This is a genomic window from Streptomyces sp. NPDC086549, assembly GCF_044746205.1.
GTDB lineage: Bacteria > Actinomycetota > Actinomycetes > Streptomycetales > Streptomycetaceae > Streptomyces.
The window spans coordinates 97,276-120,995 of the sequence record NZ_JBIVBS010000006.1 but is presented as its reverse complement, the minus strand read 5'-3'; the positions used below and the strand labels follow the sequence as shown (position 1 = coordinate 120,995).

Here is a 23,720-nt window from a genome sequence, read left to right as displayed (position 1 = left end):
CGGAAACGGTGTCCCCCTCTTCGTGAGGACTGAGAGACATGTACAAGCTTTTCTTCCGTCTGGTTTTCAAACGGATGGATCCGGAGCAGGCCCATCACCTGGCCTTCCGGTGGATCCGTCTCGCCGCTCGCATCCCGGTGCTGCGCACCTTCGTCGCGGCCGCCCTCGCGCCCCGCTTCAAGGAGCTGCGCACGGAGGCGCTCGGGCTGCGGATGCACGGGCCCTTCGGCCTCGCCGCGGGCTTCGACAAGAACGCCGTCGCCATCGACGGGATGTCCATGCTGGGCTTCGACCACGTCGAGATCGGCACGGTGACGGGCGAGGCCCAGCCGGGCAACCCCAAGAAGCGGCTGTTCCGCCTGGTCCCGGACCGGGCGCTGATCAACCGCATGGGCTTCAACAACGAGGGTTCCCTCGCGGTCGCCGCCCGCCTCGCGACCCGTGAGCCGGTCTTCAGGACCGTCGTGGGCGTGAACATCGGCAAGACCAAGGTCGTCCCGGAGGCGGAGGCCGTGGGCGACTACGTGAAGTCGACCGAGCGGCTGGCGCCGTACGCCGACTACCTGGTGGTCAACGTCTCCTCGCCGAACACGCCGGGGCTGCGCAACCTGCAGGCGACCGAGGCGCTGCGGCCGCTGCTGAGCGCGGTGCGCGAGGCCGCCGACCGCACGGTGTCCCACCGCCGGGTTCCGCTGCTGGTGAAGATCGCGCCGGACCTCGCGGACGAGGACGTCGACGCCGTCGCCGACCTGGCCGTCGAACTCGGCCTGGACGGGATCATCGCCACGAACACCACCATCGCGCGCGAGGGGCTCGGTCTGGGGTCGGAGCCCGCACTCGTCAAGGAGACCGGCGGACTGTCCGGCGCCCCGCTGAAGGCGCGCTCCCTGGAGGTCCTGCGTCGCCTGTACGCGCGCGTGGGCGACCGGATCACCCTGGTGGGCGTCGGCGGCATCGAGACCGCCGAGGACGCCTGGCAGCGGATCCTGGCCGGAGCCACGCTGGTCCAGGGCTACAGCGCCTTCATCTACGAGGGGCCCTTCTGGGGCCGCGCGATCCACAAGGGGCTCGCCGCCCGCCTCCGTACGAGCCCGTACGCGACCCTCGCCGACGCGGTCGGCGCCGATGTGAGGAAGGCAGGGAAGACGGCATGACCGCTCTGGAACCCTTCGGCGCACGCCTGCGCCGCGCCATGGACGAGCGTGGCCCGCTGTGCGTCGGCATCGACCCGCACGCGTCGCTGCTCACCGAGTGGGGACTGAACGACGACGTCGCCGGCCTGGAGCGGTTCAGCCGCACCGTCGTCGAGGCGATGGCCGACCGGGTGGCCGTGCTCAAGCCGCAGAGCGCCTTCTTCGAGCGCTTCGGCTCGCGCGGGGTCGCGGTCCTGGAGAAGTCCGTCGAGGAGGCGCGGGCGGCCGGCGCGCTGGTCGTCATGGACGCCAAGCGCGGCGACATCGGCTCGACCATGGCCGCCTACGCCGAGGCCTTCCTGCACAAGGACGCCCCGCTGTTCTCGGACGCCCTGACCGTCTCGCCCTATCTCGGCTACGGCTCGCTGAGCCCGGCGATCGTGCTGGCGCGGGAGAGCGGCGCGGGTCTTTTCGTGCTGGCGCTGACCTCCAACCCGGAGGGCGGCGAGGTGCAGCACGCCGTCCGGGCCGACGGGCGCACCGTGGGCGCGACGATGCTGGCCCACCTGGCCGCCGAGAACGCGGGGGACGAGCCCCTGGGGTCCTTCGGAGCGGTCGTGGGCGCCACGCTGGGCGACCTGTCGTCGTACGACCTCGACATCAACGGTCCGCTCCTCGCGCCGGGCATCGGCGCCCAGGGGGCGACACCGGCCGATCTTCCCGCGGTCTTCGGGGCCGCTGTGCGCAACGTCGTGCCGAACGTCAGCCGGGGTGTTCTTCGTCACGGTCCCGACGTCGGTGCGCTGCGCTCGGCCGCGGACCGCTTCGCGGAGGAGATCCGGGCGGCCGTGACCGCCGCCTGAGTCCTCCGATGAGTCTCCGTCGGGTCTCGGATGGGTGTCCGAAGACCGGTCCGGCGAGTGCCGCCGGGACGGCTTGAGTCTGAATACATCCTCAAATCCGGGGCAGTATGTCTGAAATGTCTGGCCTGACGGAGGCTGACCAGGACTTTTCCGCTGTTCTCGCTGACTCCGGCGGCCTTGACCGCTAGTCTCCGAGCAGTGGGGGCACCTCCCGCGCCCCTCAAGGCAGTGGGGGAGAACGGGCAAGCGTGTTGCTCGTAGCTCCCCAGGTGTGGGGCGACTAGGTTCCTCACCGGTCCGTATCCGACAGTTCGACATCCGAGGTGACGTAGGCGTGGCTCTTCCGCCCCTTACCCCTGAACAGCGCGCAGCCGCGCTCGAAAAGGCCGCCGCGGCTCGCCGGGAGCGGGCCGAGGTCAAGAATCGACTCAAGCACTCCGGCGCCTCTCTTCATGAGGTCATCAAGCAGGGCCAGGAGAACGACGTCATCGGCAAGATGAAGGTCTCCGCCCTGCTCGAGTCCCTGCCGGGCGTGGGCAAGGTCCGCGCCAAGCAGATCATGGAGCGACTCGGTATCTCCGAGAGCCGTCGCGTGCGTGGCCTCGGTTCCAACCAGATCGCCTCCCTGGAGCGCGAGTTCGGCAGCACCGGCTCCTGAGTCCTGGGCATACCGGGATTGCTGGAATAATCGCTGCATGAGTGAACGTCCGCGGCTGACCGTGCTCTCCGGCCCCTCCGGGGTCGGCAAGAGCACGGTCGTCGCTCATATGCGCAAGGAACACCCCGAGGTCTGGCTCTCGGTGTCGGCGACCACCCGTAAGCCCCGCCCCGGCGAGAAGCACGGAGTCCACTACTTCTTCGTCACCGACGAGGAGATGGACAAGCTGATCGCCAACGGCGAGCTGCTGGAGTGGGCCGAATTCGCCGGCAACCGCTACGGCACGCCGCGTGCGGCCGTGCTGGAGCACCTGGAGGCCGGCGTGCCGGTCCTCCTGGAGATCGATCTCCAGGGCGCCCGGCAGGTCCGTGAGTCCATGCCGCAGGCCCATCTGGTGTTCCTGGCTCCTCCCTCCTGGGAGGAGCTCGTGCGCAGGCTCACAGGCCGGGGCACCGAGGCGCCCGAGGTGATCGAGCGCCGCCTGGACGCGGCGAAGATCGAGCTGGCTGCCGAGCCGGAGTTCGATGTGACCTTGGTCAACACCTCCGTCGAGGACGTAGCGCGCGAGCTGCTAGCCTTGATGGACGTTGTGTGATCGTGTCTGGTCACAGTGACTGATTCTTTCCCATCCATCGGAAGGTAGAGCGTGTCCTCTTCCATCACCGCGCCCGAGGGCATCATCAACCCGCCGATCGACGAGCTTCTCGAGGCGACGGACTCGAAGTACAGCCTCGTGATCTACGCGGCCAAGCGGGCCCGCCAGATCAACGCGTACTACTCGCAGCTCGGCGAGGGCCTCCTCGAGTACGTCGGTCCGCTCGTCGACACCCACGTCCACGAGAAGCCGCTCTCGATCGCCCTGCGCGAGATCAACGCGGGTCTGCTGACGTCCGAGGCCATCGAGGGCCCGGCGCAGTAGTATTTTTTGCTTTGCAGTTGCTTTTTCCACAGGCCCGGCAGCGCTACTGCCGGGCCTGTGGTCTGCTCGGGGGTGCGGGGGGTCGTCCCCCAGCTGTGATGCAGCATGGATGTCGTACGTTTCCGAGCCCGGGGAGAGACGGTGGACAAGCCGAAGGTCGTGCTGGGGGTCAGCGGTGGCATCGCCGCCTACAAGGCCTGTGAGCTGCTGAGAAGGCTGACGGAATCGGGTCACGACGTCCGCGTCGTCCCCACCGCCTCCGCCCTGCACTTCGTCGGCGCCGCGACCTGGTCGGCCCTCTCCGGCAACCCCGTCTCCACGGAGGTCTGGGACGACGTCCACGAGGTCCCGCACGTCCGCATCGGTCAGCACGCCGATTTGGTGATCGTCGCCCCGGCGACGGCGGACACGCTCGCGAAGGCGGCACACGGCCTCGCCGACGACCTCCTCACGAACACCCTCCTCACCGCCCGATGTCCGGTCGTCTTCGCCCCGGCCATGCACACCGAGATGTGGGAGCACCCGGCCACCCAGGAGAACGTGGCGACGCTGCGCCGCCGGGGCGCGGTGGTCATCGAACCGGCGGTCGGCCGCCTCACCGGTGTCGACACCGGCAAGGGCCGCCTGCCCGACCCGGCCGAGATATTCGAGGTCTGCCGCCGGGTGCTGGCCCGGGGCGTCTCCGAGCCGGACCTGAAGGGCCGGCACGTCGTCGTCAGCGCCGGCGGCACCCGTGAGCCCCTCGACCCGGTCCGCTTCCTCGGCAACCGCTCCTCCGGCAAGCAGGGCTACGCCCTGGCCCGCACGGCGGCCGCGCGGGGCGCCCGGGTGACGCTGATCGCGGCGAACACCGGCCTGCCGGACCCGGCCGGCGTGGACGTCGTCCAGGTCGGCACGGCCGTGCAGCTGCGCGAGGCGGTGCTGAAGGCGTCCGCGGACGCCGACGCGGTGGTCATGGCCGCCGCCGTCGCCGACTTCCGGCCCGCGAACTATGCGTCCGGGAAGATCAAGAAGCGGGACGGCCAGGATCCGGATCCGGTCGTCCTCGTGCGGAATCCGGACATCCTTGCGGAGATTTCGGCCGACCGGACGCGCCCCGGACAGGTGGTTGTCGGTTTCGCCGCCGAGACGGACGACGTCCTCGCCAACGGCCGGACGAAGCTGGCACGCAAGGGGTGCGATCTCCTGGTGGTGAACGAGGTGGGGGAGCGCAAGACCTTCGGTTCCGAGGAGAACGAGGCCGTGGTGCTGGGTGCGGACGGCAGCGAGACACCCGTACCGCACGGCCCGAAGGAGGCTCTCGCCGACACCGTATGGGACCTGGTGGCGCCTCGTCTGGCCTGAATTGTTTCGGCCATTTGGCGGCTTTTTCAAACATGACATTGTCGCGTGGCGGCTCTGGCCAATGCCGCTCGGCATTGGGCAGAATGCGCGTGCCGCAGGTCACAGCGCTCCCGAGAGGCGAGACGGGTGGGCCCGCGGCGGGGTACGACCGATAAACTGTTCTCGGACGACGCCGGGCGCAGCCCCCGTGTGTCGTCCACCAATGATCAGCCAGCAGCCGCTGCAACCCCAGGGAGCGTTGTGTCCCGTCGACTGTTCACCTCGGAGTCCGTGACCGAGGGTCACCCCGACAAGATCGCTGACCAGATCAGCGACACCATTCTCGACGCGCTTCTGCGCGAGGACCCGACCTCCCGGGTTGCCGTGGAGACGCTGATCACCACGGGCCTGGTGCACGTGGCCGGCGAGGTCACGACCAAGACGTACGCGGACATCGCGACCCTGGTCCGCAACACGATCCTGGAGATCGGCTACGACTCCTCCAAGAAGGGCTTCGACGGCGCCTCCTGCGGCGTGTCGGTGTCGATCGGCGCGCAGTCGCCGGACATCGCCCAGGGTGTGGACACGGCGTACGAGACCCGGGTCGAGGGCGATGACGACGAGCTCGACAAGCAGGGCGCGGGCGACCAGGGCCTGATGTTCGGCTACGCGACGGACGAGACGCCGACGCTGATGCCGCTCCCGATCTTCCTGGCGCACCGCCTGTCCAAGCGCCTCTCGGACGTCCGCAAGAACGGCACGATCCCCTACCTGCGCCCGGACGGCAAGACGCAGGTCACCATCGAGTACGACGGCGACAAGGCCGTCCGCCTAGACACGGTGGTCGTCTCCTCGCAGCACGCGAGCGACATCGACCTGGAGTCGCTGCTCGCCCCCGACATCCGCGAGTTCGTCGTCGAGCCGGAGCTGAAGGCGCTCCTCGACGAGGGCATCAAGCTGGACACCGAGGGCTACCGCCTCCTGGTCAACCCGACCGGCCGCTTCGAGATCGGCGGCCCGATGGGTGACGCCGGCCTCACCGGTCGCAAGATCATCATCGACACCTACGGCGGCATGGCCCGCCACGGCGGCGGCGCCTTCTCCGGCAAGGACCCGTCCAAGGTCGACCGCTCGGCCGCGTACGCGATGCGCTGGGTCGCCAAGAACGTCGTCGCCGCGGGCCTGGCCTCCCGCTGCGAGGTCCAGGTCGCCTACGCCATCGGCAAGGCCGAGCCGGTCGGTCTCTTCGTCGAGACCTTCGGCACCCACAAGGTCGAGCCGGAGAAGATCGAGAAGGCGATCGACGAGGTCTTCGACCTCCGCCCGGCCGCCATCATCCGCGACCTCGACCTGCTCCGCCCGATCTACGCCCAGACCGCGGCGTACGGTCACTTCGGCCGTGAGCTTCCCGACTTCACCTGGGAGCGCACGGACCGCGTGGACGCGCTGCGGAAGGCCGCGGGGCTGTAGGTCCCGAGTGATCTCCTGCCGAGGTCCGGCTCCCCTGAGGGGGGCCGGACCTCGGCGTTTCACGGCGGGTAAATGAGTCGCCGAGGCGGCGGTCACCCCCCTACGGTGGTGATCTCCCGGTGCGATGACCGCGGTTACTTCGGTGGAGCGCGCCTTGTGCGCGCGGTGAAACTGGCTTTGCACACACCGCTGTCGACCGGATCTCGGGAGAACAACGACGCCGCCCGGTGCGAAGGCCTCGGATACTTCCTTCCGGGTGATCCCCTCGCAGGTTCAAATCCTGCTGCCGGTCCTGGACCGGTATGGCCGAGTGGCCCAAGGCAGAAGAGCGCCGTACGGCGGTCCGCGGCCGGCCTGACCTCGGGCGGCGTCGGTTGTCAGTCGCGTTTGGTAAGAATGCAAGCGTGAGCAGCGAGAACGTGCAGGGGGACGGCGGGGCCGAAGGGGCGCCGCCGGAGCAGCTCGCGCTCATCCGGGAGAGCGTGCGGGACGCCAAGGTGCCTCGGGCCAAGCCCCGGACCTGGCGGGGGGCCGCGCTGGCGAAGGAGCTGCCCGTCGCGCGGGTGCTGGTCGACAAGGGCGTGCTCCATCTCGACCGGTACTTCGACTACGCCGTGCCCGAGGAGCTGGACGCCGAGGCACAGCCCGGCGTGCGGGTGCGGGTGCGGTTCGGGGCCGGGCGGCACCGGGTGCGGGACGGACGCCGTGAGGGCGGGGGACTCATCGACGGGTTCCTCGTGGAGCGGCGGGCCGAGTCCGACTACTCCGGGCCGCTGGCCGCGCTGGCCCAGGTCGTCTCGCCCGAGCCCGTGCTGAGCCCGGAGCTGCTGGGGCTGGCCCGAGCCGTCGCCGACCGGTACGCGGGGAGCCTCGCCGATGTACTGCAACTGGCCGTGCCGCCGCGCAGCGCCCGCGCCGAACAGCGGCCCTCACCCCCGCCGCTGCCGCCGCCCGCGGTCCCCGACGCCGGATCGTGGGCCCGGTACGAACACGGGTCCGCCTTCGTCGGGTCGTTGGCCTCGGGAGGCACACCCCGTGCCGTGTGGAACGCGCTGCCCGGACCGGAGTGGAGCGAAGAGCTGGCGCGGGCCGTCGCCGCGACCCTCGCCTCGGGACGCGGCGCGCTCGTCGTCGTACCGGACGGACGCTCCGCGGCCCGGGTCGACGCCGCGCTGACCGCGCTGCTCGGCGAGGGACGGCACGCGCTGCTCACCGCCGACGCCGGGCCCGAGAAGCGCTACGGTCAGTGGCTCGCCGTGCGCCGGGGTTCCGTACGGGCCGTCGTCGGAACGCGCGCGGCCATGTTCGCGCCCGTGCAGAACCTCGGCCTCGTCGCGATCTGGGACGACGGGGACGACAGCCACAGCGAGCAGCACGCCCCCCAGCCACATGCCCGGGACGTGCTCCTGCTGCGCGCGGCGCTGGACAGCTGCGGCTTCCTGCTGGGCGGCTGGAGCAGCACCGTGGAGGCCGCGCAACTCGTGGAGAACGGCTGGGCGCGCCCCCTGGTCGCGGGCCGCGAGCAGGTGCGGCGGGCCGCTCCGCTCGTCCGGACCGTGGGGGACGGCGATCTCGCCCGGGACGAGGCCGCCCGCGCCGCACGTCTGCCGTCCCTCGCCTGGCAGGCGGTCCGGGACGGGCTGAAGCACGGGCCGGTTCTCGTACAGGTGCCCCGGCGGGGGTACGTGCCGAGCATGGCCTGCGACCGGTGCCGGGCGCCCGCCCGGTGCCGGCACTGCTCGGGGCCGCTGGAGGCGCAGGACGCGGGGCTGCTGCGATGCGGGTGGTGCGGGCGTGAGGAGGGCGCCTGGCACTGTCCGGAGTGCGGCGGCTTCCGGTTGCGCGCCCAGGTGGTGGGGGCACGGCGGACCGCCGAGGAGCTGGGGCGGGCCTTTCCCGCCGTACCGGTGCGCACCTCCGGGCGGGAACACGTGCTGGACACGGTGCCGGGAACTCCCGCGCTGGTCGTGAGCACGCCGGGCGCCGAACCGGTCGCCGAGGGCGGCTATGCGGCGGCCCTGCTGCTGGACGGCTGGGCCATGCTCGGCCGTCCCGATCTGCGGGCCGGCGAGGACGCGCTGCGCCGGTGGATCGGGGCCTGCGCGCTCGTACGGCCGCAGGGGGACGGGGGAACCGTGGTGGTCGTCGCCGAGCCGACCCTGCGGCCGGTGCAGGCGCTGGTGCGGTGGGACCCCGTCGGGCACGCGGTGCGGGAGCTGGCCGAGCGGGCCGAGCTGGCGTTTCCGCCGGTGTCCCGGATGGCTGCGGTGTCGGGGACGGCGCAGGCCGTCGCGGAGTTCCTGGGTACGGTGGAACTGCCGCCGGACGCGGAGGTGTTGGGGCCGGTACCGATGCAGGTCACCCTCCCCGGCCGGCCGCGGCGGGCCGGGGCGCCGCCGCCCGGGGAGCACTGGGAGCGGGCGCTCGTGCGGGTGCCGCCGGGAAGCGGGGCGGCGCTGACGTCCGCGTTGAAGGCGGCGCAGGCCGCGCGGATGGCGCGGGGGAGCGGGGAGGCCGTGCGGGTGCGGATCGATCCGCCGGACATCGGCTGAGCCCCGCGGAGCTCGCGCAGAGCCCTTGGCGGCCGGCTGAGGCCCGGCACGCGGCTGCCCTCCCGGATGCGTGCCGGGAGGGCGGAATGAGGGTGGGTCAGCCGTTGCGCGGGCCGGGGAAGGCCGTCGGCCTGGCCTCGTCGCGGAGCGTAGGGCTGCCCGCGGTCGGCTGGGTCGGCATGGAACGGGCCGCCGGGACCGTCGGCACCGTGGGGAGCCCGGTGTTCACGTTGAGCGTGCGGGTGCCGGCCGGTTCCGAGGTGCGCTCGGCGTCGGCCGCCGCCTGGGCCGTGGCGCGGCGGGCGCCGTAACGGCGGTGCACCGCCTGCTTGGTGACCCCGAGCGCGGAGCCCACCGCGTCCCAGGAGAATCCGAGTGAGCGGTCGAAGTCCACGGCGGCCGTGACCAGGGTTTCGACGCTGTCCCGGAGTTCCTGGGCGAGACGCACCGTCGGGGCGGGGGCACGTCCGTAGACGACGAAGCCCGTGGAGGGGCCGGAGCGGCGCGGACGGTAGACGTTGCCCAACTGGGCGGTGAGCGTGCGCAGTGCGTCCACCTGGCGGCGGACCCGCTCGATGTCCCGCACCAGCAAGTGCAGGCTGGCCCGGGCCTGGGCGTCGTGGGTTGCGTGGTCGGCCATGAACAAGCCTCTCGAACAGGCGTTGAAAGGAATTGGGCGGCAAGGCGGCCCTTTGTGGTCAACTCTTTCTTGACCAACGCGTTCGCGCTCCGCTGGTCACGGTGTGGGGGCGTACGGGCATATGCGTACGCCGTCTGTCCCACCCGCGCACCACCCGTCTCCAGTTGGCCGGGAAGCCGGACAATCCGTGGGGGTGCTCGCCGTCGGCGGCTTTCCGTGCGTAGTCATAGACTTGTGCGTTGCCCGTCCAACTTTGCCCGAGAGGCCCCAACCCACCCATGAAGCTCGTCTTCGCCGGTACCCCCGAGGTCGCCGTTCCCGCTCTGGACGCTCTTCTCGCCTCCGGGCGGCACGAGGTGGCCGCCGTCGTCACGCGGCCCGACGCGCCGGCCGGGCGCGGGCGCCGGCTGGTCGCGTCCCCCGTGGCCGAGCGGGCGGAGGAGGCCGGGATCGAGGTGCTGAAGCCCCTCAAGCCGCGGGATCCCGAGTTCCTGGAGCGGCTCCGGGAGATCGCCCCGGACTGCTGCCCCGTCGTCGCCTACGGCGCCCTGCTGCCCCGTGTCGCCCTCGACATCCCCGCCCACGGCTGGGTCAACCTGCACTTCTCGCTGCTGCCCGCCTGGCGCGGGGCCGCGCCCGCGCAGCACTCCATCATGGCGGGGGACGAGATCACGGGGGCCTCCACCTTCCTCATCGAGGAGGGGCTCGACTCGGGCCCGGTGTACGGCACCGTCACCGAGGAGATCCGGTCCACCGACACCAGCGGCGACCTGCTCACCCGGCTCGCCTTCGCCGGATCCGGGCTGCTCGCCGCGACCATGGACGGCATCGAGGACGGCACGCTCAAGGCCGTACCGCAGCCGATGGACGGCGTCACCGTCGCGCCGAAGATCACCGTCGAGGACGCCCGGATCGACTGGACCACCCCCGCCCTGCGCGTCGACCGGGTGGTGCGCGGATGCACCCCGGCCCCCGGCGCCTGGACCACCTTCCGCGGCGAGCGGCTCAAGCTCGTCCAGGCCACGCCCGTACCGGAGCGGACCGATCTCGCTCCGGGGCACCTGGCCGTCGGCAAGAACAGCGTCCACGTGGGCACCGGTTCCTACGCCGTGGAGCTGCTGTGGGTGCAGGCCCAGGGGAAGAAGCCGATGCGGGCGGCGGACTGGGCGCGCGGGGTGCGGATCGCCGTGGGCGAGACGCTGGGCGGCTGAGGCCGCCCGCCCCTGGGCGGGGCTTCCCGGCGTACGCGGCGGTACTCCGCCGGCCCTGGCGACGTACGCTGGGATCAGTACCCATCCCACACCCGGAGCACCTTTTTCGTGAGTGAGCAGTCCCGGCGGCCGCGAAAGCCTGCCAAGCCCTACCGTCGTCCCCAGAAGGACCCCGTCCGCGTCCTCGCCTTCGAGGCGCTGCGCGCCGTGGACGAGCGGGACGCGTACGCCAACCTCGTGCTGCCGCCGCTGCTGCGCAAGGCGCGGGAGAAGGAGGGCCCCGACAAGTTCGATGGCCGGGACGCCGCTCTCGCCACCGAGCTGGTGTACGGGACGCTGCGGCGGCAGGGGACGTACGACGCGGTCATCGCCGCCTGCGTCGACCGGCCGCTGCGGGAGGTCGACCCGCCGGTGCTCGACGTGCTCAGCCTCGGCGCCCACCAGCTGCTCGGCACCCGCATCCCGACGCACGCCGCCGTGTCCTCCTCCGTCGAGCTCGCGCGCGTCGTCCTCGGCGACGGGCGGGCCAAGTTCGTCAACGCCGTGCTGCGGAAGGTCGCGCAGCACGACCTCGACGGATGGCTGGAGAAGGTCGCGCCGCCCTACGACGACGACCCCGAGGACCATCTCGCGGTCGTCCACTCGCACCCCCGCTGGGTCGTCTCCGCACTGTGGGACTCACTCGGCGGCGGGCGGGCCGGGATCGAGGACCTGCTGGAGGCCGACAATGAGCGGCCCGAGGTGACCCTCGTCGCCAGGCCCGGACGGGCCACGAGCGAGGAGCTGCTCCGCGAGGAGGCCGCCGTGCCGGGGCGCTGGTCGCCGTACGCCGTGCGGCTCACCGAGGGCGGGGAGCCCGGCGCCGTCGAGGCCGTCCGGGAGGGCCGCGCCGGCGTGCAGGACGAGGGGAGCCAGCTGGTCGCCCTCGCCCTCGCCAACGCGCCCCTGGAGGGGCCGGACGAGAAGTGGCTCGACGGGTGTGCCGGGCCCGGCGGCAAGGCCGCCCTGCTGGCCGCTCTCGCCGCCGAGCGCGGGGCCGTGCTGCTCGCCTCGGAGAAGCAGCCGCACCGGGCCGGACTGGTGGCCAAGGCTCTGGACGGCAACCCGGGGCCGTACCAGGTCATCGCCGCGGACGGGACCCGCCCGCCGTGGCGGCCCGGCACCTTCGACCGCGTGCTGATGGACGTGCCGTGCACCGGCCTCGGCGCCCTGCGCAGGCGGCCCGAGGCCAGATGGCGCCGCCGCCCGGAGGACCTGGAAAACTTCGCTCCGCTGCAGCGCTCCCTGCTGCGCACAGCGCTCGACTCGGTGCGGGTCGGCGGCATCGTCGGCTACGCCACCTGCTCCCCGCACCTCGCCGAGACCCGGGCCGTGGTCGAGGACGTGCTCAAGCAGCGCCCGGACACCGAACTCGTCGACGCCCGCCCCCTCCTGCCGGGCGTACCGGCGCTCGGCGAGGGCCCCGACATCCAGCTGTGGCCGCATCTGCACGGCACGGACGCCATGTACCTGGCCCTGATCCGCCGGACGGGCTGACCCGGGGTTCGCGCCCGGCGGGGCCTCGTCGTCGCTGCGGCCCCGCCCGGGGGCGAGGGGTTCACCGGCCGCTCGCCGCGACGCCCGGTCGGGAACCCGATCGGCACCCGCCGCACCTGCCGCCCGGGCGGATCGTTTCGCAGTTGGTACGTACCGAACGCGATCCGGCCGGGGATCGAGGCGAACATCCGTGCCCGGACATGGCAGGCTTGGGTCATGGCCGTGCAGATCAACCCCAGCATCCTGTCCGCCGACTTCGCTCGCCTCGCGGACGAGGCGAAGGCGGTCGAGGGAGCCGACTGGCTCCACGTCGACGTCATGGACAACCATTTCGTCCCGAACCTCACGCTCGGCGTGCCGGTCGTAGAGTCCCTGGCCCGTGCGACGGACACTCCGCTGGACTGCCACCTGATGATCGAGGAAGCCGATCGCTGGGCGCCCCAGTACGTCGAAGCGGGTGCCTCGTCCGTCACCTTCCACGTCGAGGCGGCCGCCGCCCCCGTGCGGCTCGCCCGTGAGATCCGCGCCAAGGGCGCCCGCGCCTCCATGGCGCTCAAGCCCGCGACTCCCATCGAGCCGTACGAGGATCTGCTCCCCGAACTCGACATGCTGTTGATCATGACGGTCGAGCCGGGTTTCGGCGGCCAGGCGTTCCTGGACATCATGCTGCCGAAGATCCGCCGCACCCGTGAGCTGATCTCCAAGCACGGCCTCGAACTCTGGCTGCAGGTCGACGGGGGTGTGTCCGCGTCGACGATCGAGCGGTGCGCGGACGCGGGAGCGGACGTCTTCGTCGCCGGTTCGGCGGTGTACGGGGCGAAGGACCCGGCAGAAGCGGTACGTGCACTGCGCACCCAGGCGGAGACGGCCACCGCCAGGGCGTCGTGGGGATGCGACCACTGAGCCACAGCTACGTGAACAGCTAAGAGAACGGCGCCCATCAGGGCGGATCAGTCGCGCCGGATCTGCAAGGATGAACGGCGAATCCAGAGTGTGAACAGCAGTGAGGAGATCGCCGTGTCGGGTATGTCGGCGGGCCGGTCAGCCATGCGGATGGGACCCGCTGAGCTGGTGCAGGCGGCGGCCATGGCCCGCCGCTTCTACCTCGAGGGCAAGTCCAAGATCCAGATCGCGGAGGAGTTCGGCGTCAGCCGCTTCAAGGTGGCCCGGGTCCTGGAGACCGCCCTCGAACGGGATCTCGTACGCATCGAGATCCGCGTGCCGGCCGAGCTGGACGCCGAGCGCTCCGACGCGCTCCGCGCCCGCTACGGCCTCAGGCACGCCGTCGTGGTCGAGTCCCCGGCCGAGGCCGAGGAGACGCCCGACCCCGAGAACCTCGGCGAAGTCGCCGCCGACCTGCTCGGCGAACTCGTCAACGAGGGGGACATCCTGGGTCTGGCCTGGGGCCGGTCCACCATCCACATGGCGGCGGCCCTCGACCGGCTGCCGCCGTGCACGGTGGTGCAGCTGACGGGCGTGTACGACGCCGGGACCGCCGAGCGCGGCTCGGTCGAGGCCGTCCGCCGCGCCGCCCAGGTGTCCGGCGGCGACGCGCACCCCATCTACGCGCCGATGCTGCTGCCTGACGCGGCCACCGCGGCGGCGCTGCGCAACCAGACCGGGATCGCCCGGGCCTTCGAGTACTTCGACAAGGTCACGGTCGCCTGTGTCTCCATCGGCTCCTGGGAGCCGGGCATCTCGACGGTGCACGACATGCTCAGCGACGAGGAGCGGGCGCACTACGCCTCGCTCGGCGTCGCCGCCGAGATGTCCGCGCACCTCTTCGACGCCGAGGGCCGGAGGGTCGGCCGGGATCTGGGGGAGCGGTGCATCACGGTCAAGGCCGACCAGCTCCGTCGTATCCCCGAGGTCGTGGCGATCGCGGGCGGTCAGCGGAAGGCCTCCGCGATCGACGCGGTGCTGCGGTCGGGTCTGGTCACCAGTCTGGTGACGGACACGTCGGCCGCGGACTACCTGATGACCGCGGGGCCCACGCCGAAGCCCGCCCTGAACCGGGCGGACCCGGACGGTTCCTGACCGGAGCCGACAGCAGGTCATGAGGGGACGGCCGCGACAGCTTCGACAGAGTGCTGCTGCGGTTCGTCCCCGTGCGCTTTCCTGCTGCACCTTCCTCTCGTACGACACCTTCGTACGACACCTTCGTACGACACCTTCGTGCTACACCGATGATCACTACGAGTCGTTGAGGGCGGTACTGGGATGACGAGCCCGCGTGTGGTGACGCTGGACCTCGGCGGGGTCGCCGACAAGGCGGCCCTCATGGACCGTGCTGCGCAGGCGCTCGCCCTGCCCGACTGGTTCGGCCGCAACTGGGACGCCCTCGCCGACAGCCTCGCCGACCCCTCCGTGTGGCCACCGGACGCGGCCGAGCGGGGGCTGCTCGTCGTCGTCACCGGCTGGCGGGAGTACGCGGGCGCCAGGCCGGACGAGTGGGCCGTGGCCCAGGAGGTCTTCACCGACGCGTCCGGCCGCGAACCCCTGCTCACCGTGGCGCTCGCGGTCGGCTGACCACCCTCTTCCGGCCGTCGTCTTCGGTGGATCCTCCAAAGGCCCAGGTCAGCAGCCTGGATGATTCGACCGGGCATCACATTCCGACCGTCATGGGACAATGAAGTACGTGCTTATCCCCCGGCTGACCTGTCCGGGGGTCACCTCTGATCGACTGGGATGTGCAGCACGTGCGTTTCCTCAATGACATCCGGCCCGCCTACGACCTGACCTACGACGACGTGTTCATGGTGCCGAGCCGCAGCGCGGTCGGCTCCCGTCAGGGCGTGGACCTCAGCTCCCCGGACGGCACGGGCACCACCATCCCGCTGGTCGTCGCCAACATGACCGCGATCGCGGGCCGCCGGATGGCCGAGACCATGGCCCGGCGCGGCGGCCTGGTGGTGATTCCGCAGGACATCCCGATCGACGTCGTCACCGACGTCGTCACCTGGGTGAAGAGCCGCCACCTGGTCCTCGACACCCCGATCGTGCTCGCCCCGCACCAGACCGTCGCCGACGCGCTGGCCCTGCTGCCCAAGCGGGCGCACAACGCCGGTGTGGTCGTCGACGAGGACGGCCGGCCGATCGGCGTCGTCACCGACCGGGACCTGACCGGTGTCGACCGCTTCACCCAGCTCGAAGTGGTCATGTCCAGGGACCTGCTTCTGCTGGACGCCGACATCGACCCGCGCGAGGCCTTCAACACCCTCGACGCGCACAACCGCCGGTATGCCCCCGCCGTCGACAAGGACGGCAGGCTCGCCGGCATCCTCACCCGCAAGGGCGCCCTGCGCGCCACGCTGTACACCCCGGCCACCGACGCGAACGGCAAGATGCGTGTCGCCGCCGCCGTCGGCATCAACGGCGACGTCGCGGGCAAGGCCAAGCAGCTGCTCGACGCGGGCGTCGACACGCTCGTCATCGACACCGCGCACGGTCACCAGGAGTCGATGATCGGCGCCGTCAGGCTGGTGCGCGCCCTCGACCCGCAGGTGCCGATCGTCGCGGGCAACATCGTCTCCGCCGAGGGCGTGAGGGATCTGATCGAGGCGGGCGCGGACATCATCAAGGTCGGTGTCGGACCGGGCGCCATGTGCACCACCCGCATGATGACCGGCGTCGGCCGGCCGCAGTTCTCGGCGGTCCTGGAGTGCGCCGCCGAGGCGAAGAAGTACGGTAAGCACGTGTGGGCCGACGGCGGTGTCCGCCACCCGCGCGACGTGGCGATGGCGCTCGCGGCGGGCGCGTCCAACGTGATGGTCGGCTCTTGGTTCGCGGGCACGTACGAGTCGCCGGGCGACCTCCAGCACGACGCCAACGGGCGCGCCTACAAGGAGTCCTTCGGCATGGCGTCCGCGCGTGCGGTGGCCAACCGTACGTCGGAGGAGTCGGGGTACGACCGCGCCCGCAAGGCGCTGTTCGAGGAGGGCATCTCCACCTCCCGCATGTTCCTCGACCCGGCTCGCCCCGGCGTCGAGGACCTGATCGACTCGATCATCGCGGGCGTCCGCTCCTCCTGCACCTACGCCGGCGCCGGCTCCCTGGAGGAGTTCGCCGAGAAGGCCATCGTCGGCATCCAGAGCGCGGCCGGCTACGCCGAGGGCAAGCCGCTGCACGCCAGCTGGAGCTGATCCAACTCCCTACCACGCGGCCCCTGTTGTTCCCGGACCCCGGGAGCAACAGGGGCCGTCGGCATACGGGCGCGCAGCTCGGTCCGCGTGGTGGCTCCGCTCGCGGGGCCTCGACACCGTCACCTGGGTCGTCTTCGGGTGCCGGCCGGCCGCGGGACTCGTGTTCTACTTCCTGTACGGCCACCGCCGTTCCCGACCGGCAACACCCGCACCATCCGAGAAGTGAACAACCCACAGTGCTGAACGATCTCGACGAACGCATCGTGCACGCCCTCGCCGAGGACGCCCGCCGCTCCTACGCGGACATCGGGCAACTGGTCGGTCTGTCCGCGCCCGCCGTGAAACGGCGCGTGGACCGGCTGCGGGCCACCGGAGCCATCACCGGATTCACCGTCCGGGTCGACCCCGCCGCCCTCGGCTGGGAGACCGAGGGGTTCGTCGAGATCTACTGCCGGCGCAACACCTCGCCGGAGACCATCCAGCGGGGCCTGGAGCGCTACCAGGAGGTCGTGGCCGCCTCCACCGTCACCGGTGAGGCGGACGCGATCGTCCAGGTCTTCGCCTCCGACATGCGCCACTTCGAGCGCGTGCTGGAGCGGATCGCGGGGGAGCCCTTCGTGGAGCGGACCAAGTCCGTGCTGGTGCTGTCGCCGCTGCTGCGCCGCTTCTCCTCGGGTTCGCCTGCCTGAGCGCTCCGCTGGAAGTCCGGTGTTTCATCCGCGGGTCGGTCGTGGCGGAGCCGCATATCGACAGCGCCCCGCGCCTCTTCGGTCAGGGTGCTGTCGAACCGCGCCGGAGTTCACGGGGCCCGCTCGGGCTCACCGCGGACCCGTCCGGCCGGCCGGCCGTCGTCCCCTCGTCGGCCGTCTTCCGTGCCAGCGCGTTGCTCCCGATCGAGTTGCGCACGCTGAAGCTCACGGCGTCCGAGCGGTAGCGGTCGTCCGACCACTCCACCGGGCGCCCTTCGCGTGTCGTGGTCACCCTGCGGACCCGCAGCAGGGGGCTGGTGCGGCGGATGCCGAGCAGTTCGGCGTCCTGGGCGCCCGCCGCCACCGCGTCGATGACGTGCTCGCCGTACGCGAAGACCAGGCCCGTGTCCTCGAAGAGGCGTTGGGTGACGGAGGGGCAGTCCGGCTCGATCGCCTCGACCGCCGGGGCGATCCAGTCGGCGTACACGGTCCGCTCCAGCAGCACCGGCTCGCCGTCCAGGCCGCGCACCCGCAGGACGTGCAGCACGGGCGTCCCGGGGCGCAGCTGGAGGCGTACGGCGTCCTCGTCGGCCGCGGGGCGGCACTCCTGCGCCACGACGTGTCCCGTCGCCTTCCGGCCCATCGCCCGTGCCCACTGCGCGAAGCTGCGCAGTTCCTCGAAGCTCTGGCTGCGGCGGCTGGCGAGGACCACCCTGCGGGCACCCTGACGGGAGCCGATGAGCCCCTCGGTGGTGAGGGCCGCGACGGCCTGCCGGACGGTGCCGCGGGAGACGCCGTAGTGCGCGGCGAGCTCGGTCTCCGAGGGCAGCCGACTGCCGACTGTGTACTCCTCGCGGTCGATCGCCCGCCGCAGTTCGTCGGCGATCTCCTCGTGTCGCGCCGTCATGCTTCCCCTCTGAGTAGGCCGCTGTGCACAGCGTGACCAGCCTAATCGAGACCTGAGCGTGATCTGAAACGGTCTGGATTGTGCATACAACCAGGGCTCAAAGTTTTGCCGTGGTTTACGGACAGGACACCCACGGCGGGCGTACTGTGACGCAACTTGTTCATACAAGTTGTCCGCTTCACTTCTCGTCTCCCTCTCCCCGCTCGTGTGCACCCTGGAGTGACAGTGACAGTGTTCCTGCCGAGAACCGCCGTCCTCACCGGTGGCCTGGCCATAGCCGCCGCCCTCGCCCTGAGCGCCTGCGGCGCCGCCCCCGACAACGCGTCGACCACCGCCGACGGCAAGAACGCCGCAACCGCCACCTCCGCCGCCGGCCTCGGCGGCATGGACGCGCTGGTCAAGGCGGCCAAGAAGGAGGGCACGCTGCACATCATCGCCGTGCCCCGCGACTGGGCGAACTACGGCGCCCTCATCGACGGCTTCAAGAAGAAGTACGGCATCAAGATCGAGGACGAGAGCCCCGACGGCTCCAGCCAGGACGAGATCAACGCCGTGACCTCCCGCAAGGGCCAGGACCGGGCCCCCGACGTGCTCGACCTCGGCAGCTCCTTCGCGCTCAGCGCCGCCCAGCAGGGCCTGCTCGCGCCGTACAAGGTGGCCTCCTACGGCGACATCCCGGCCGCGCAGAAGGACGCCCAGGCCCGCTGGTACAACGACTACGGCGGCTACATCTCCATCGGCTGCGACGCCAAGCGCGTCAAGACCTGCCCGACCACCTTCAAGGACCTGCTCAAGCCGCAGTACAAGGGTCAGGTCGCGCTCAACGGCAACCCCACCAAGTCGGGTTCGGCCTTCGGTGGCGTCTACGCGGCCGCCCTCGCGAGCGGCGGCTCCTTCGACGACATCCAGCCCGGCCTCGACTTCTTCGCCAAGCTGAAGAAGAACGGCAACTACACGCCCGTCGAGTCGACCCCGGCCACCGTCGAGAAGGGCGAGACGCCGATCAGCATCGACTGGGACTACCTGAACGCCGGTTACGCCGACGAGTTCAAGTCCAAGGGCGTCGACTGGAAGGTCGCGGTCCCGGCCGACGGCCAGTTCTCCCAGTTCTACTCCCAGGCCATCAGCAAGGACGCCCCGCACCCGGCGGCCGCCCGCCTGTGGCAGGAGTACCTCTACAGCGTCGAGGGCCAGAACCTGTGGCTCAAGGGCTATGCCCGTCCGGCCCTGATGACCGCCATGGACAAGGCCGGCACGCTCGACAAGACGGCCGCCGCCAAGCTCCCGAAGGTGTCCGGCACGCCCTCCTTCCCGACCGAGGCCCAGCAGGGCAAGGCCAAGACGGTCATCGCGCAGGGCTGGTCGAAGGCCGTCTCCGGATGACCACCGCTCTCACCAGGCCGGCCACGGCGCCCGTCGCTTCCCCGAAGCGGCGGCGCCGTGCCCCCGGCTGGCTCGCCGTCGTCCCGCTGCTGGTGTTCACCGCCATCGCCTTCGGGATCCCAGCCCTCGCCATGCTGAACGGCGCCCTCACCGTCAAGGACCAGGCCACGGGCGCCACTTCGTACAGCGCCGAGAACCTGACCACCTCCCTGCAGGGCCCGTACCTCACCGCCCTGATCGGCAGCGTCAAACTGTCCGCCGTCTCCGCCGCCCTCGGGACCCTGCTCGGGCTGCCGCTCGCGCAGGCCGTCGTGACCTCGCGCTCCCGCGCGCTGCGCGAGGCCGTGCTCACCGCCTCCGGGGTGCTCGCCAACTTCGGCGGCGTGCCGCTGGCCTTCGCCTTCGTCGCCACGCTCGGCAACGCCGGTGTGCTGACCGTGCACCTGGGCCTGACGGACAAGGGCTGGGACCTCTACAGCTTCTGGGGCCTGGTGCTGGTCTACCTGTACTTCCTGATCCCGCTGATGGTCCTCACCATCACCCCGGCCCTGGACGGTCTGCGCTCCCAGTGGCGCGAGGCGGCCCGGAACAACGGCGCCACCACCGTGCAGTACTGGCGGCACGTGGCCCTGCCGGTGCTCGCGCCCTCCCTGCTCGGCGGTCTCGTGCTGCTCTTCGGCAGCGCCTTCGCCGCGTACGCCACCGCCGCCGCGATGGTGGGCAGCGCGGTCCCGCTGGTCACCCTGCAGATCGCCGACGCCATCTCCGGCAACGTGCTGGTCGGTCAGGAGAACGTGGCACTCGCCCTCAGCCTCGACATGGTCCTGGTCGCGGGCCTGGTCATGGCCGTGTACCTGCCCCTGCAACGACGGAGCGCCCGATGGCTCGACGCCTGACCCCCTGGCGCTGGGCCGTGCTCGGCCTGGCCGCGCTGTACTTCCTGGTGCCGCTGGCCGCGTCCGTGGTCTTCACGGTCGACGTCGCCGGGCAGGGACTCACCTTCGACGCCTACACGCAGATCCTCTCCGCCGACGGCTTCGTCTCCAGCCTGCTGCTCTCGCTGGAGCTGGCCGTGGCCACCATCGCCGTCGTCCTGCTGCTGATGGTGCCCGCCGTGGTCGCGCTGCGGCTCGGCGCGCCCCGGCTGCGGCCCGTCGTCGAGGTCGTGTGCTCGCTGCCGCTGGTCGTGCCGCCCATCGCCTTCGTCGCCGGGATCGCGACCGTGCTCAAGTGGGGGCCGGACCATTTGTCCCGGACCCCTCTGTTCCAGACGTTCGTGGCGGTCCAGAACCCCGAATTCCCGGTCGTGCTCGTCCTCGCGTACGTCGTGATGGCGCTGCCGTTCGTGTACCGGGCGCTGGACACCGGGCTGCGCGCCATCGACGTCCGCACCCTCGTCGAGGCCGCCCGCAGCTGCGGCGCCTCCTGGCCGCAGGCCCTGGTGAGGGCCGTACTGCCCAATCTGCGCGGAGCGCTGCTCAACGCGTCGTTCCTCACACTGGCGCTGGTGCTGGGTGAGTTCACCGTGGCCAGGCTGCTCGGCTTCCAGCCCTTCGCCGTGTGGATCTACAACGTCGGCGGCTCGCAGGCCCAGATGTCCGTCGCCGTGTCCGTGCTGAGCCTGCTCGTCACATGGGCCCTGCTTCTCGCGCTCGCCGGTGCCGGCGGGCGTACCCGAACCGCTTCGTCCCGGGGATGAACCACATGACCGCCACCACGCTTGAGAAGGCCGCCACGGACAAGGCCGCCACCGTCGAATTCCGGGGCCTGCGCCGGGAGTTCGGGGCGACCGTCGCCCTCGACGGACTCGACCTCGCCGTGCGTCCGGGCGAGTTCCTGGCACTGCTCGGCCCGTCCGGCTGCGGCAAGACCACCGCCCTGCGCATGCTCGCCGGGTTCGAACACCCCGACTCCGGCGCCGTGCTGGTGGACGGCGAGGACGTCACGCACGTCCCGGCCCACCGCCGTGACGCCGGGATGGTCTTCCAGTCGTACAGCCTCTTCCCCCACCTCGACGCCGTCGACAACGTCGCCTTCGGGCTGCGCATGCGCAAGGTGCGTACGGCCGAACGGCGGTCGCGTGCCGCCGAGTTGCTGGAGCTGGTCGGCCTGGGCGACAAGGGCGAGCGGTTCCCGCACCAGCTCTCGGGCGGCCAGCAGCAGCGCATCGCCCTGGCGCGGGCGCTCGCCCTGCGCCCGCGCGTGCTGCTGCTCGACGAACCGCTGTCGGCGCTCGACGCCAAGGTGCGGCTGACCCTGCGCGAGGAGATCCGCCGGCTCCAGCAGGAACTCGGCATCACCACGCTCTTCGTGACGCACGATCAGGAGGAGGCGCTGTCCGTCGCCGACCGGGTCGCCGTGATGCGCGCCGGGCGGCTCGAACAGTGCGCCGAGCCCGCCGAGTTGTACGGGCGGCCCGCCACCGCCTTCGTCGCCGAGTTCGTCGGCACCATGAGCCGGATCCCGGGCGAGCTGAAGGACGGCATCGTCGAGGTGCTCGGACAGCGGCTGCCGGCCGACGGCGAGGCGCCGAACGGGGAAGTGGACGTGCTGGTGCGGCCCGAGGCCGTCCAGGTGAGGGCGGACGAGGAGGGCACCGCGCGGGTCGTCGCCACGGCCTTCCTGGGCGCGGTCGTCCGGGTCACCGTCAGGCTGGCCGACGGCACCGAGGCCAAGGCCGACCTGCCCGCGCACGAGGCCGCCGGTCTCGGCGCCGGATCCGCCGTACACGTGTCGCTGCCGGAGCGGCCGGTGCTCGTGGCGGAACGCGCCGCCCGGTAGATGTAGTCGTCAGTGAGGAAAGAGAGAAACGTGACCCCCCACCCCCGCCTTCCGCTCCAGGCCGTCCTGTTCGACATGGACGGCACGCTCGTCGACACCGAGCGCCTCTGGTGGGAGGCGGTGGAACAGGTCGCCGGACGGCCGCTGACGGAGGCGGACCAGCCGGAGGTGCTGGGCCGCGCGGTCGAGGACACCGCCCAGTGGCTCGGCACCGCCACCGGCAGGCCGGCCGACGGCATCGCCCGGGAACTGCACCGGGAGTTCGTCGCCCGCGTCCGCACCGGAATCGTGCCGCGCCCCGGCGCCCTCGGCCTGCTGGACGCCTTGGCCCGCGACGGCGTCCCCACCGCCCTGGTGACCGCGTCACCGCGCGCCGTCGCCGACACCGTGCTCGAAGCCCTCGGCCCCGGCCGTTTCGCGGCCTCCGTCACCGCCGACGACACCGGCCGCACCAAGCCCGCTCCGGATCCCTACCTCGCCGCCTGCCACGCCCTCGGCGTCGAACCGGCGGCCTGCGTGGCGGTCGAGGACACGCACACCGGGGTGGCCTCCGCCGAGGCGGCCGGATGCGCGGTGCTGGCCGTGCCGTCCCTGGCGCCGATCGAGGCGGCACCCGGCCGGACCGTGCGCGACAGCCTCGTCGAGGTCACGCCGGAGGAACTGCGGGGCATGGTCGGGTACGAACTCCGGGTCATGACCTGGAACCTGTGGCTCGGCGGCACTCAGGTGGACGACCACCGGGCCAAGCAGCTCAAGACGATCCTGGAGAGCGGCGCCGACGTGGTGGGCCTCCAGGAGACCGCCGGCACCGCGGCGCGAGAGCTCGCCGAGGCCCTCGGCTGGCACCACCACCGGGCCGGGGAGAACCTCGGCGTGATCAGCCGCCACCCCGTCACCGCCCGCTTCGGCGATCCGGACGTCGGCTTCTACGGAGCCGCCGGGGTCCGCATCGAGATCGCCCCGGGCCGCGAGGTCGACGTCTGGACGGCCCACCTCGACTACACGCCGTACGGGCCCTACGAGTCCGCCTTCGACGGGCTCCCCGCGGACGTGCTGATCGCCCACGAGGAGGTGCGGCTCGCCCAGATGCGGGACACCCTCCGCCGGATCGCCGAGGCGGCCGACGACACCGTGCCCGTCGTCCTCGTCGGCGACTTCAACTGCCCGTCCCATCTGGACTGGCCCGACGTCGAGTGGCCGGTGACGAAGGCGGCGGAGGAGGCGGGCCTGCGGGACTCGTACCGGGAGGCTCACCCGGACCCGGCCACCGCCCCCGGCCACACCTGGTCCCCGGTCCACCCGATGCACGAGGACGGCAGCGGGCGGCCCGAGCCGCAGGACCGGATCGACTTCGTCCTGCACCGGGGCCTGAGGGTGCGCGGCTCCCGGACGCTGGTCACCGGTACCCCGCGCCCCTGGCCCGACGTCACGGGCAACGACTGGCCCTCGGACCACGCGGCGGTGGTCACCGACTTCGCCGTGCCGGGAAACTGACCAAGTGTTACCGTCGGCA

Annotated in this window: 22 protein-coding genes; 20 read left to right on the top strand and 2 right to left on the bottom strand. The window is 71.6% G+C overall.

What is annotated here, in order from left to right:
• Positions 1 to 38: 38 nt before the first annotated feature.
• The 8 genes from ACIPSA_RS20780 to ACIPSA_RS20745 all read left to right on the top strand — a co-directional run bounded on the left by ACIPSA_RS20780 (position 39) and on the right by ACIPSA_RS20745 (position 8,918).
• Positions 39 to 1,154, top strand: coding sequence for a quinone-dependent dihydroorotate dehydrogenase (locus tag ACIPSA_RS20780; RefSeq protein ID WP_402636999.1), 1,116 nt, complete (start codon positions 39 to 41; stop codon positions 1,152 to 1,154).
• The gene (pyrF, locus tag ACIPSA_RS20775) at positions 1,151 to 1,996 is read left to right on the top strand and encodes an orotidine-5'-phosphate decarboxylase (protein ID WP_402636996.1); all 846 of its coding nucleotides are present in this window, start codon (positions 1,151 to 1,153) and stop codon (positions 1,994 to 1,996) included. Before ACIPSA_RS20780 ends, pyrF begins: the two co-directional genes overlap by 4 nt.
• A 334-nt stretch (positions 1,997 to 2,330) precedes the next feature.
• A complete protein-coding gene (locus tag ACIPSA_RS20770; RefSeq protein WP_003977346.1) occupies positions 2,331 to 2,654 on the top strand; it encodes an integration host factor in 324 nt (107 codons plus the stop codon).
• A gap of 37 nt (positions 2,655 to 2,691) precedes the next feature.
• Entirely contained in the window at positions 2,692 to 3,249 is a 558-nt protein-coding gene (gene gmk / locus ACIPSA_RS20765; RefSeq protein WP_402636993.1) for a guanylate kinase, read from the top strand.
• A 51-nt stretch (positions 3,250 to 3,300) separates the two neighbouring features.
• Entirely contained in the window at positions 3,301 to 3,573 is a 273-nt protein-coding gene (gene rpoZ / locus ACIPSA_RS20760; protein ID WP_005319902.1) for a DNA-directed RNA polymerase subunit omega, read from the top strand.
• Between the two features lie 141 nt (positions 3,574 to 3,714).
• The gene (coaBC, locus tag ACIPSA_RS20755) at positions 3,715 to 4,917 is read left to right on the top strand and encodes a bifunctional phosphopantothenoylcysteine decarboxylase/phosphopantothenate--cysteine ligase CoaBC (RefSeq protein ID WP_402636990.1); all 1,203 of its coding nucleotides are present in this window, start codon (positions 3,715 to 3,717) and stop codon (positions 4,915 to 4,917) included.
• 240 nt (positions 4,918 to 5,157) lie between these two features.
• Positions 5,158 to 6,366 (top strand): methionine adenosyltransferase, encoded by a 1,209-nt coding sequence (gene metK, locus ACIPSA_RS20750; protein ID WP_402636987.1) that lies wholly within the window; start codon positions 5,158 to 5,160, stop codon positions 6,364 to 6,366.
• Positions 6,367 to 6,770: 404 nt separating this feature from the next.
• The gene (locus ACIPSA_RS20745; RefSeq protein WP_402636984.1) at positions 6,771 to 8,918 is read left to right on the top strand and encodes a primosomal protein N'; all 2,148 of its coding nucleotides are present in this window, start codon (positions 6,771 to 6,773) and stop codon (positions 8,916 to 8,918) included.
• 97 nt (positions 8,919 to 9,015) lie between these two features.
• On the opposite strand, the gene ACIPSA_RS20740 is transcribed toward ACIPSA_RS20745, so the two are convergent.
• Positions 9,016 to 9,558: a hypothetical protein gene (locus ACIPSA_RS20740; RefSeq protein WP_402636981.1), complete on the bottom strand. Its 543-nt coding sequence runs from the start codon at positions 9,556 to 9,558 to the stop codon at positions 9,016 to 9,018.
• Positions 9,559 to 9,836: 278 nt separating this feature from the next.
• On the opposite strand from ACIPSA_RS20740, the gene fmt reads away from it, so the two are divergent.
• The 7 genes from fmt (at position 9,837) to ACIPSA_RS20705 (ending at position 17,136) form a co-directional block, all read left to right on the top strand.
• Positions 9,837 to 10,769, top strand: coding sequence for a methionyl-tRNA formyltransferase (fmt, locus tag ACIPSA_RS20735; RefSeq protein WP_402636978.1), 933 nt, complete (start codon positions 9,837 to 9,839; stop codon positions 10,767 to 10,769).
• Between the two features lie 108 nt (positions 10,770 to 10,877).
• A complete protein-coding gene (locus ACIPSA_RS20730) occupies positions 10,878 to 12,305 on the top strand; it encodes an RsmB/NOP family class I SAM-dependent RNA methyltransferase (RefSeq protein ID WP_402636975.1) in 1,428 nt (475 codons plus the stop codon).
• Between the two features lie 216 nt (positions 12,306 to 12,521).
• Positions 12,522 to 13,208 (top strand): ribulose-phosphate 3-epimerase, encoded by a 687-nt coding sequence (gene rpe, locus ACIPSA_RS20725; RefSeq protein WP_402636972.1) that lies wholly within the window; start codon positions 12,522 to 12,524, stop codon positions 13,206 to 13,208.
• A gap of 90 nt (positions 13,209 to 13,298) precedes the next feature.
• Complete coding sequence (locus tag ACIPSA_RS20720) at positions 13,299 to 14,342, top strand: sugar-binding transcriptional regulator (protein ID WP_402636969.1); 1,044 nt, start codon at positions 13,299 to 13,301, stop codon at positions 14,340 to 14,342.
• A 183-nt stretch (positions 14,343 to 14,525) separates the two neighbouring features.
• On the top strand, positions 14,526 to 14,834 hold the full coding sequence (locus ACIPSA_RS20715; protein ID WP_402636966.1) for a barstar family protein: 309 nt from the start codon (positions 14,526 to 14,528) through the stop codon (positions 14,832 to 14,834).
• A 170-nt stretch (positions 14,835 to 15,004) separates the two neighbouring features.
• Positions 15,005 to 16,447: a GuaB1 family IMP dehydrogenase-related protein gene (locus ACIPSA_RS20710; RefSeq protein WP_402636963.1), complete on the top strand. Its 1,443-nt coding sequence runs from the start codon at positions 15,005 to 15,007 to the stop codon at positions 16,445 to 16,447.
• Between the two features lie 236 nt (positions 16,448 to 16,683).
• A complete protein-coding gene (locus ACIPSA_RS20705) occupies positions 16,684 to 17,136 on the top strand; it encodes an Lrp/AsnC family transcriptional regulator (RefSeq protein WP_402636960.1) in 453 nt (150 codons plus the stop codon).
• A gap of 82 nt (positions 17,137 to 17,218) precedes the next feature.
• Here ACIPSA_RS20705 and ACIPSA_RS20700 read toward each other — a convergent pair whose 3' ends face one another.
• Positions 17,219 to 18,043 (bottom strand): GntR family transcriptional regulator, encoded by an 825-nt coding sequence (locus tag ACIPSA_RS20700; protein ID WP_402636957.1) that lies wholly within the window; start codon positions 18,041 to 18,043, stop codon positions 17,219 to 17,221.
• Between the two features lie 225 nt (positions 18,044 to 18,268).
• Here ACIPSA_RS20700 and ACIPSA_RS20695 point away from each other — a divergent pair, with 225 nt between their 5' ends.
• Genes ACIPSA_RS20695 through ACIPSA_RS20675 form a run of 5 tightly spaced genes read left to right on the top strand, consistent with a single transcriptional unit; the run spans position 18,269 to position 23,701 of the window.
• The gene (locus ACIPSA_RS20695; protein ID WP_402636954.1) at positions 18,269 to 19,426 is read left to right on the top strand and encodes an ABC transporter substrate-binding protein; all 1,158 of its coding nucleotides are present in this window, start codon (positions 18,269 to 18,271) and stop codon (positions 19,424 to 19,426) included.
• Positions 19,423 to 20,322 carry an ABC transporter permease gene (locus ACIPSA_RS20690; RefSeq protein WP_402636951.1) on the top strand — a complete coding sequence of 300 codons (900 nt, stop codon included), beginning with the start codon at positions 19,423 to 19,425 and terminating at the stop codon, positions 20,320 to 20,322. Before ACIPSA_RS20695 ends, ACIPSA_RS20690 begins: the two co-directional genes overlap by 4 nt.
• The gene (locus tag ACIPSA_RS20685) at positions 20,307 to 21,125 is read left to right on the top strand and encodes an ABC transporter permease (RefSeq protein WP_402636948.1); all 819 of its coding nucleotides are present in this window, start codon (positions 20,307 to 20,309) and stop codon (positions 21,123 to 21,125) included. Before ACIPSA_RS20690 ends, ACIPSA_RS20685 begins: the two co-directional genes overlap by 16 nt.
• 5 nt (positions 21,126 to 21,130) lie before the next feature.
• Positions 21,131 to 22,207: an ABC transporter ATP-binding protein gene (locus ACIPSA_RS20680; RefSeq protein WP_402636945.1), complete on the top strand. Its 1,077-nt coding sequence runs from the start codon at positions 21,131 to 21,133 to the stop codon at positions 22,205 to 22,207.
• Between the two features lie 30 nt (positions 22,208 to 22,237).
• Positions 22,238 to 23,701: an HAD-IA family hydrolase gene (locus ACIPSA_RS20675; RefSeq protein ID WP_402636942.1), complete on the top strand. Its 1,464-nt coding sequence runs from the start codon at positions 22,238 to 22,240 to the stop codon at positions 23,699 to 23,701.
• Positions 23,702 to 23,720: the final 19 nt, after the last annotated feature.

What these genes read in the sequence shown, in the direction of transcription:
- ACIPSA_RS20780 (WP_402636999.1), top strand. Translation starts at nt 39, where the DNA reads ATGTACAAGCTTTTCTTCCGTCTGGTTTTCAAACGGATGGATCCGGAG.
- pyrF (WP_402636996.1), top strand. Translation starts at nt 1,151, where the DNA reads ATGACCGCTCTGGAACCCTTCGGCGCACGCCTGCGCCGCGCCATGGAC.
- gmk (WP_402636993.1), top strand. Translation starts at nt 2,692, where the DNA reads ATGAGTGAACGTCCGCGGCTGACCGTGCTCTCCGGCCCCTCCGGGGTC.
- ACIPSA_RS20740 (WP_402636981.1), bottom strand. Translation starts at nt 9,558, where the DNA reads ATGGCCGACCACGCAACCCACGACGCCCAGGCCCGGGCCAGCCTGCAC.
- fmt (WP_402636978.1), top strand. Translation starts at nt 9,837, where the DNA reads ATGAAGCTCGTCTTCGCCGGTACCCCCGAGGTCGCCGTTCCCGCTCTG.
- rpe (WP_402636972.1), top strand. Translation starts at nt 12,522, where the DNA reads ATGGCCGTGCAGATCAACCCCAGCATCCTGTCCGCCGACTTCGCTCGC.
- ACIPSA_RS20715 (WP_402636966.1), top strand. Translation starts at nt 14,526, where the DNA reads ATGACGAGCCCGCGTGTGGTGACGCTGGACCTCGGCGGGGTCGCCGAC.
- ACIPSA_RS20700 (WP_402636957.1), bottom strand. Translation starts at nt 18,043, where the DNA reads ATGACGGCGCGACACGAGGAGATCGCCGACGAACTGCGGCGGGCGATC.
- ACIPSA_RS20690 (WP_402636951.1), top strand. Translation starts at nt 19,423, where the DNA reads ATGACCACCGCTCTCACCAGGCCGGCCACGGCGCCCGTCGCTTCCCCG.
- ACIPSA_RS20685 (WP_402636948.1), top strand. Translation starts at nt 20,307, where the DNA reads ATGGCTCGACGCCTGACCCCCTGGCGCTGGGCCGTGCTCGGCCTGGCC.
- ACIPSA_RS20680 (WP_402636945.1), top strand. Translation starts at nt 21,131, where the DNA reads ATGACCGCCACCACGCTTGAGAAGGCCGCCACGGACAAGGCCGCCACC.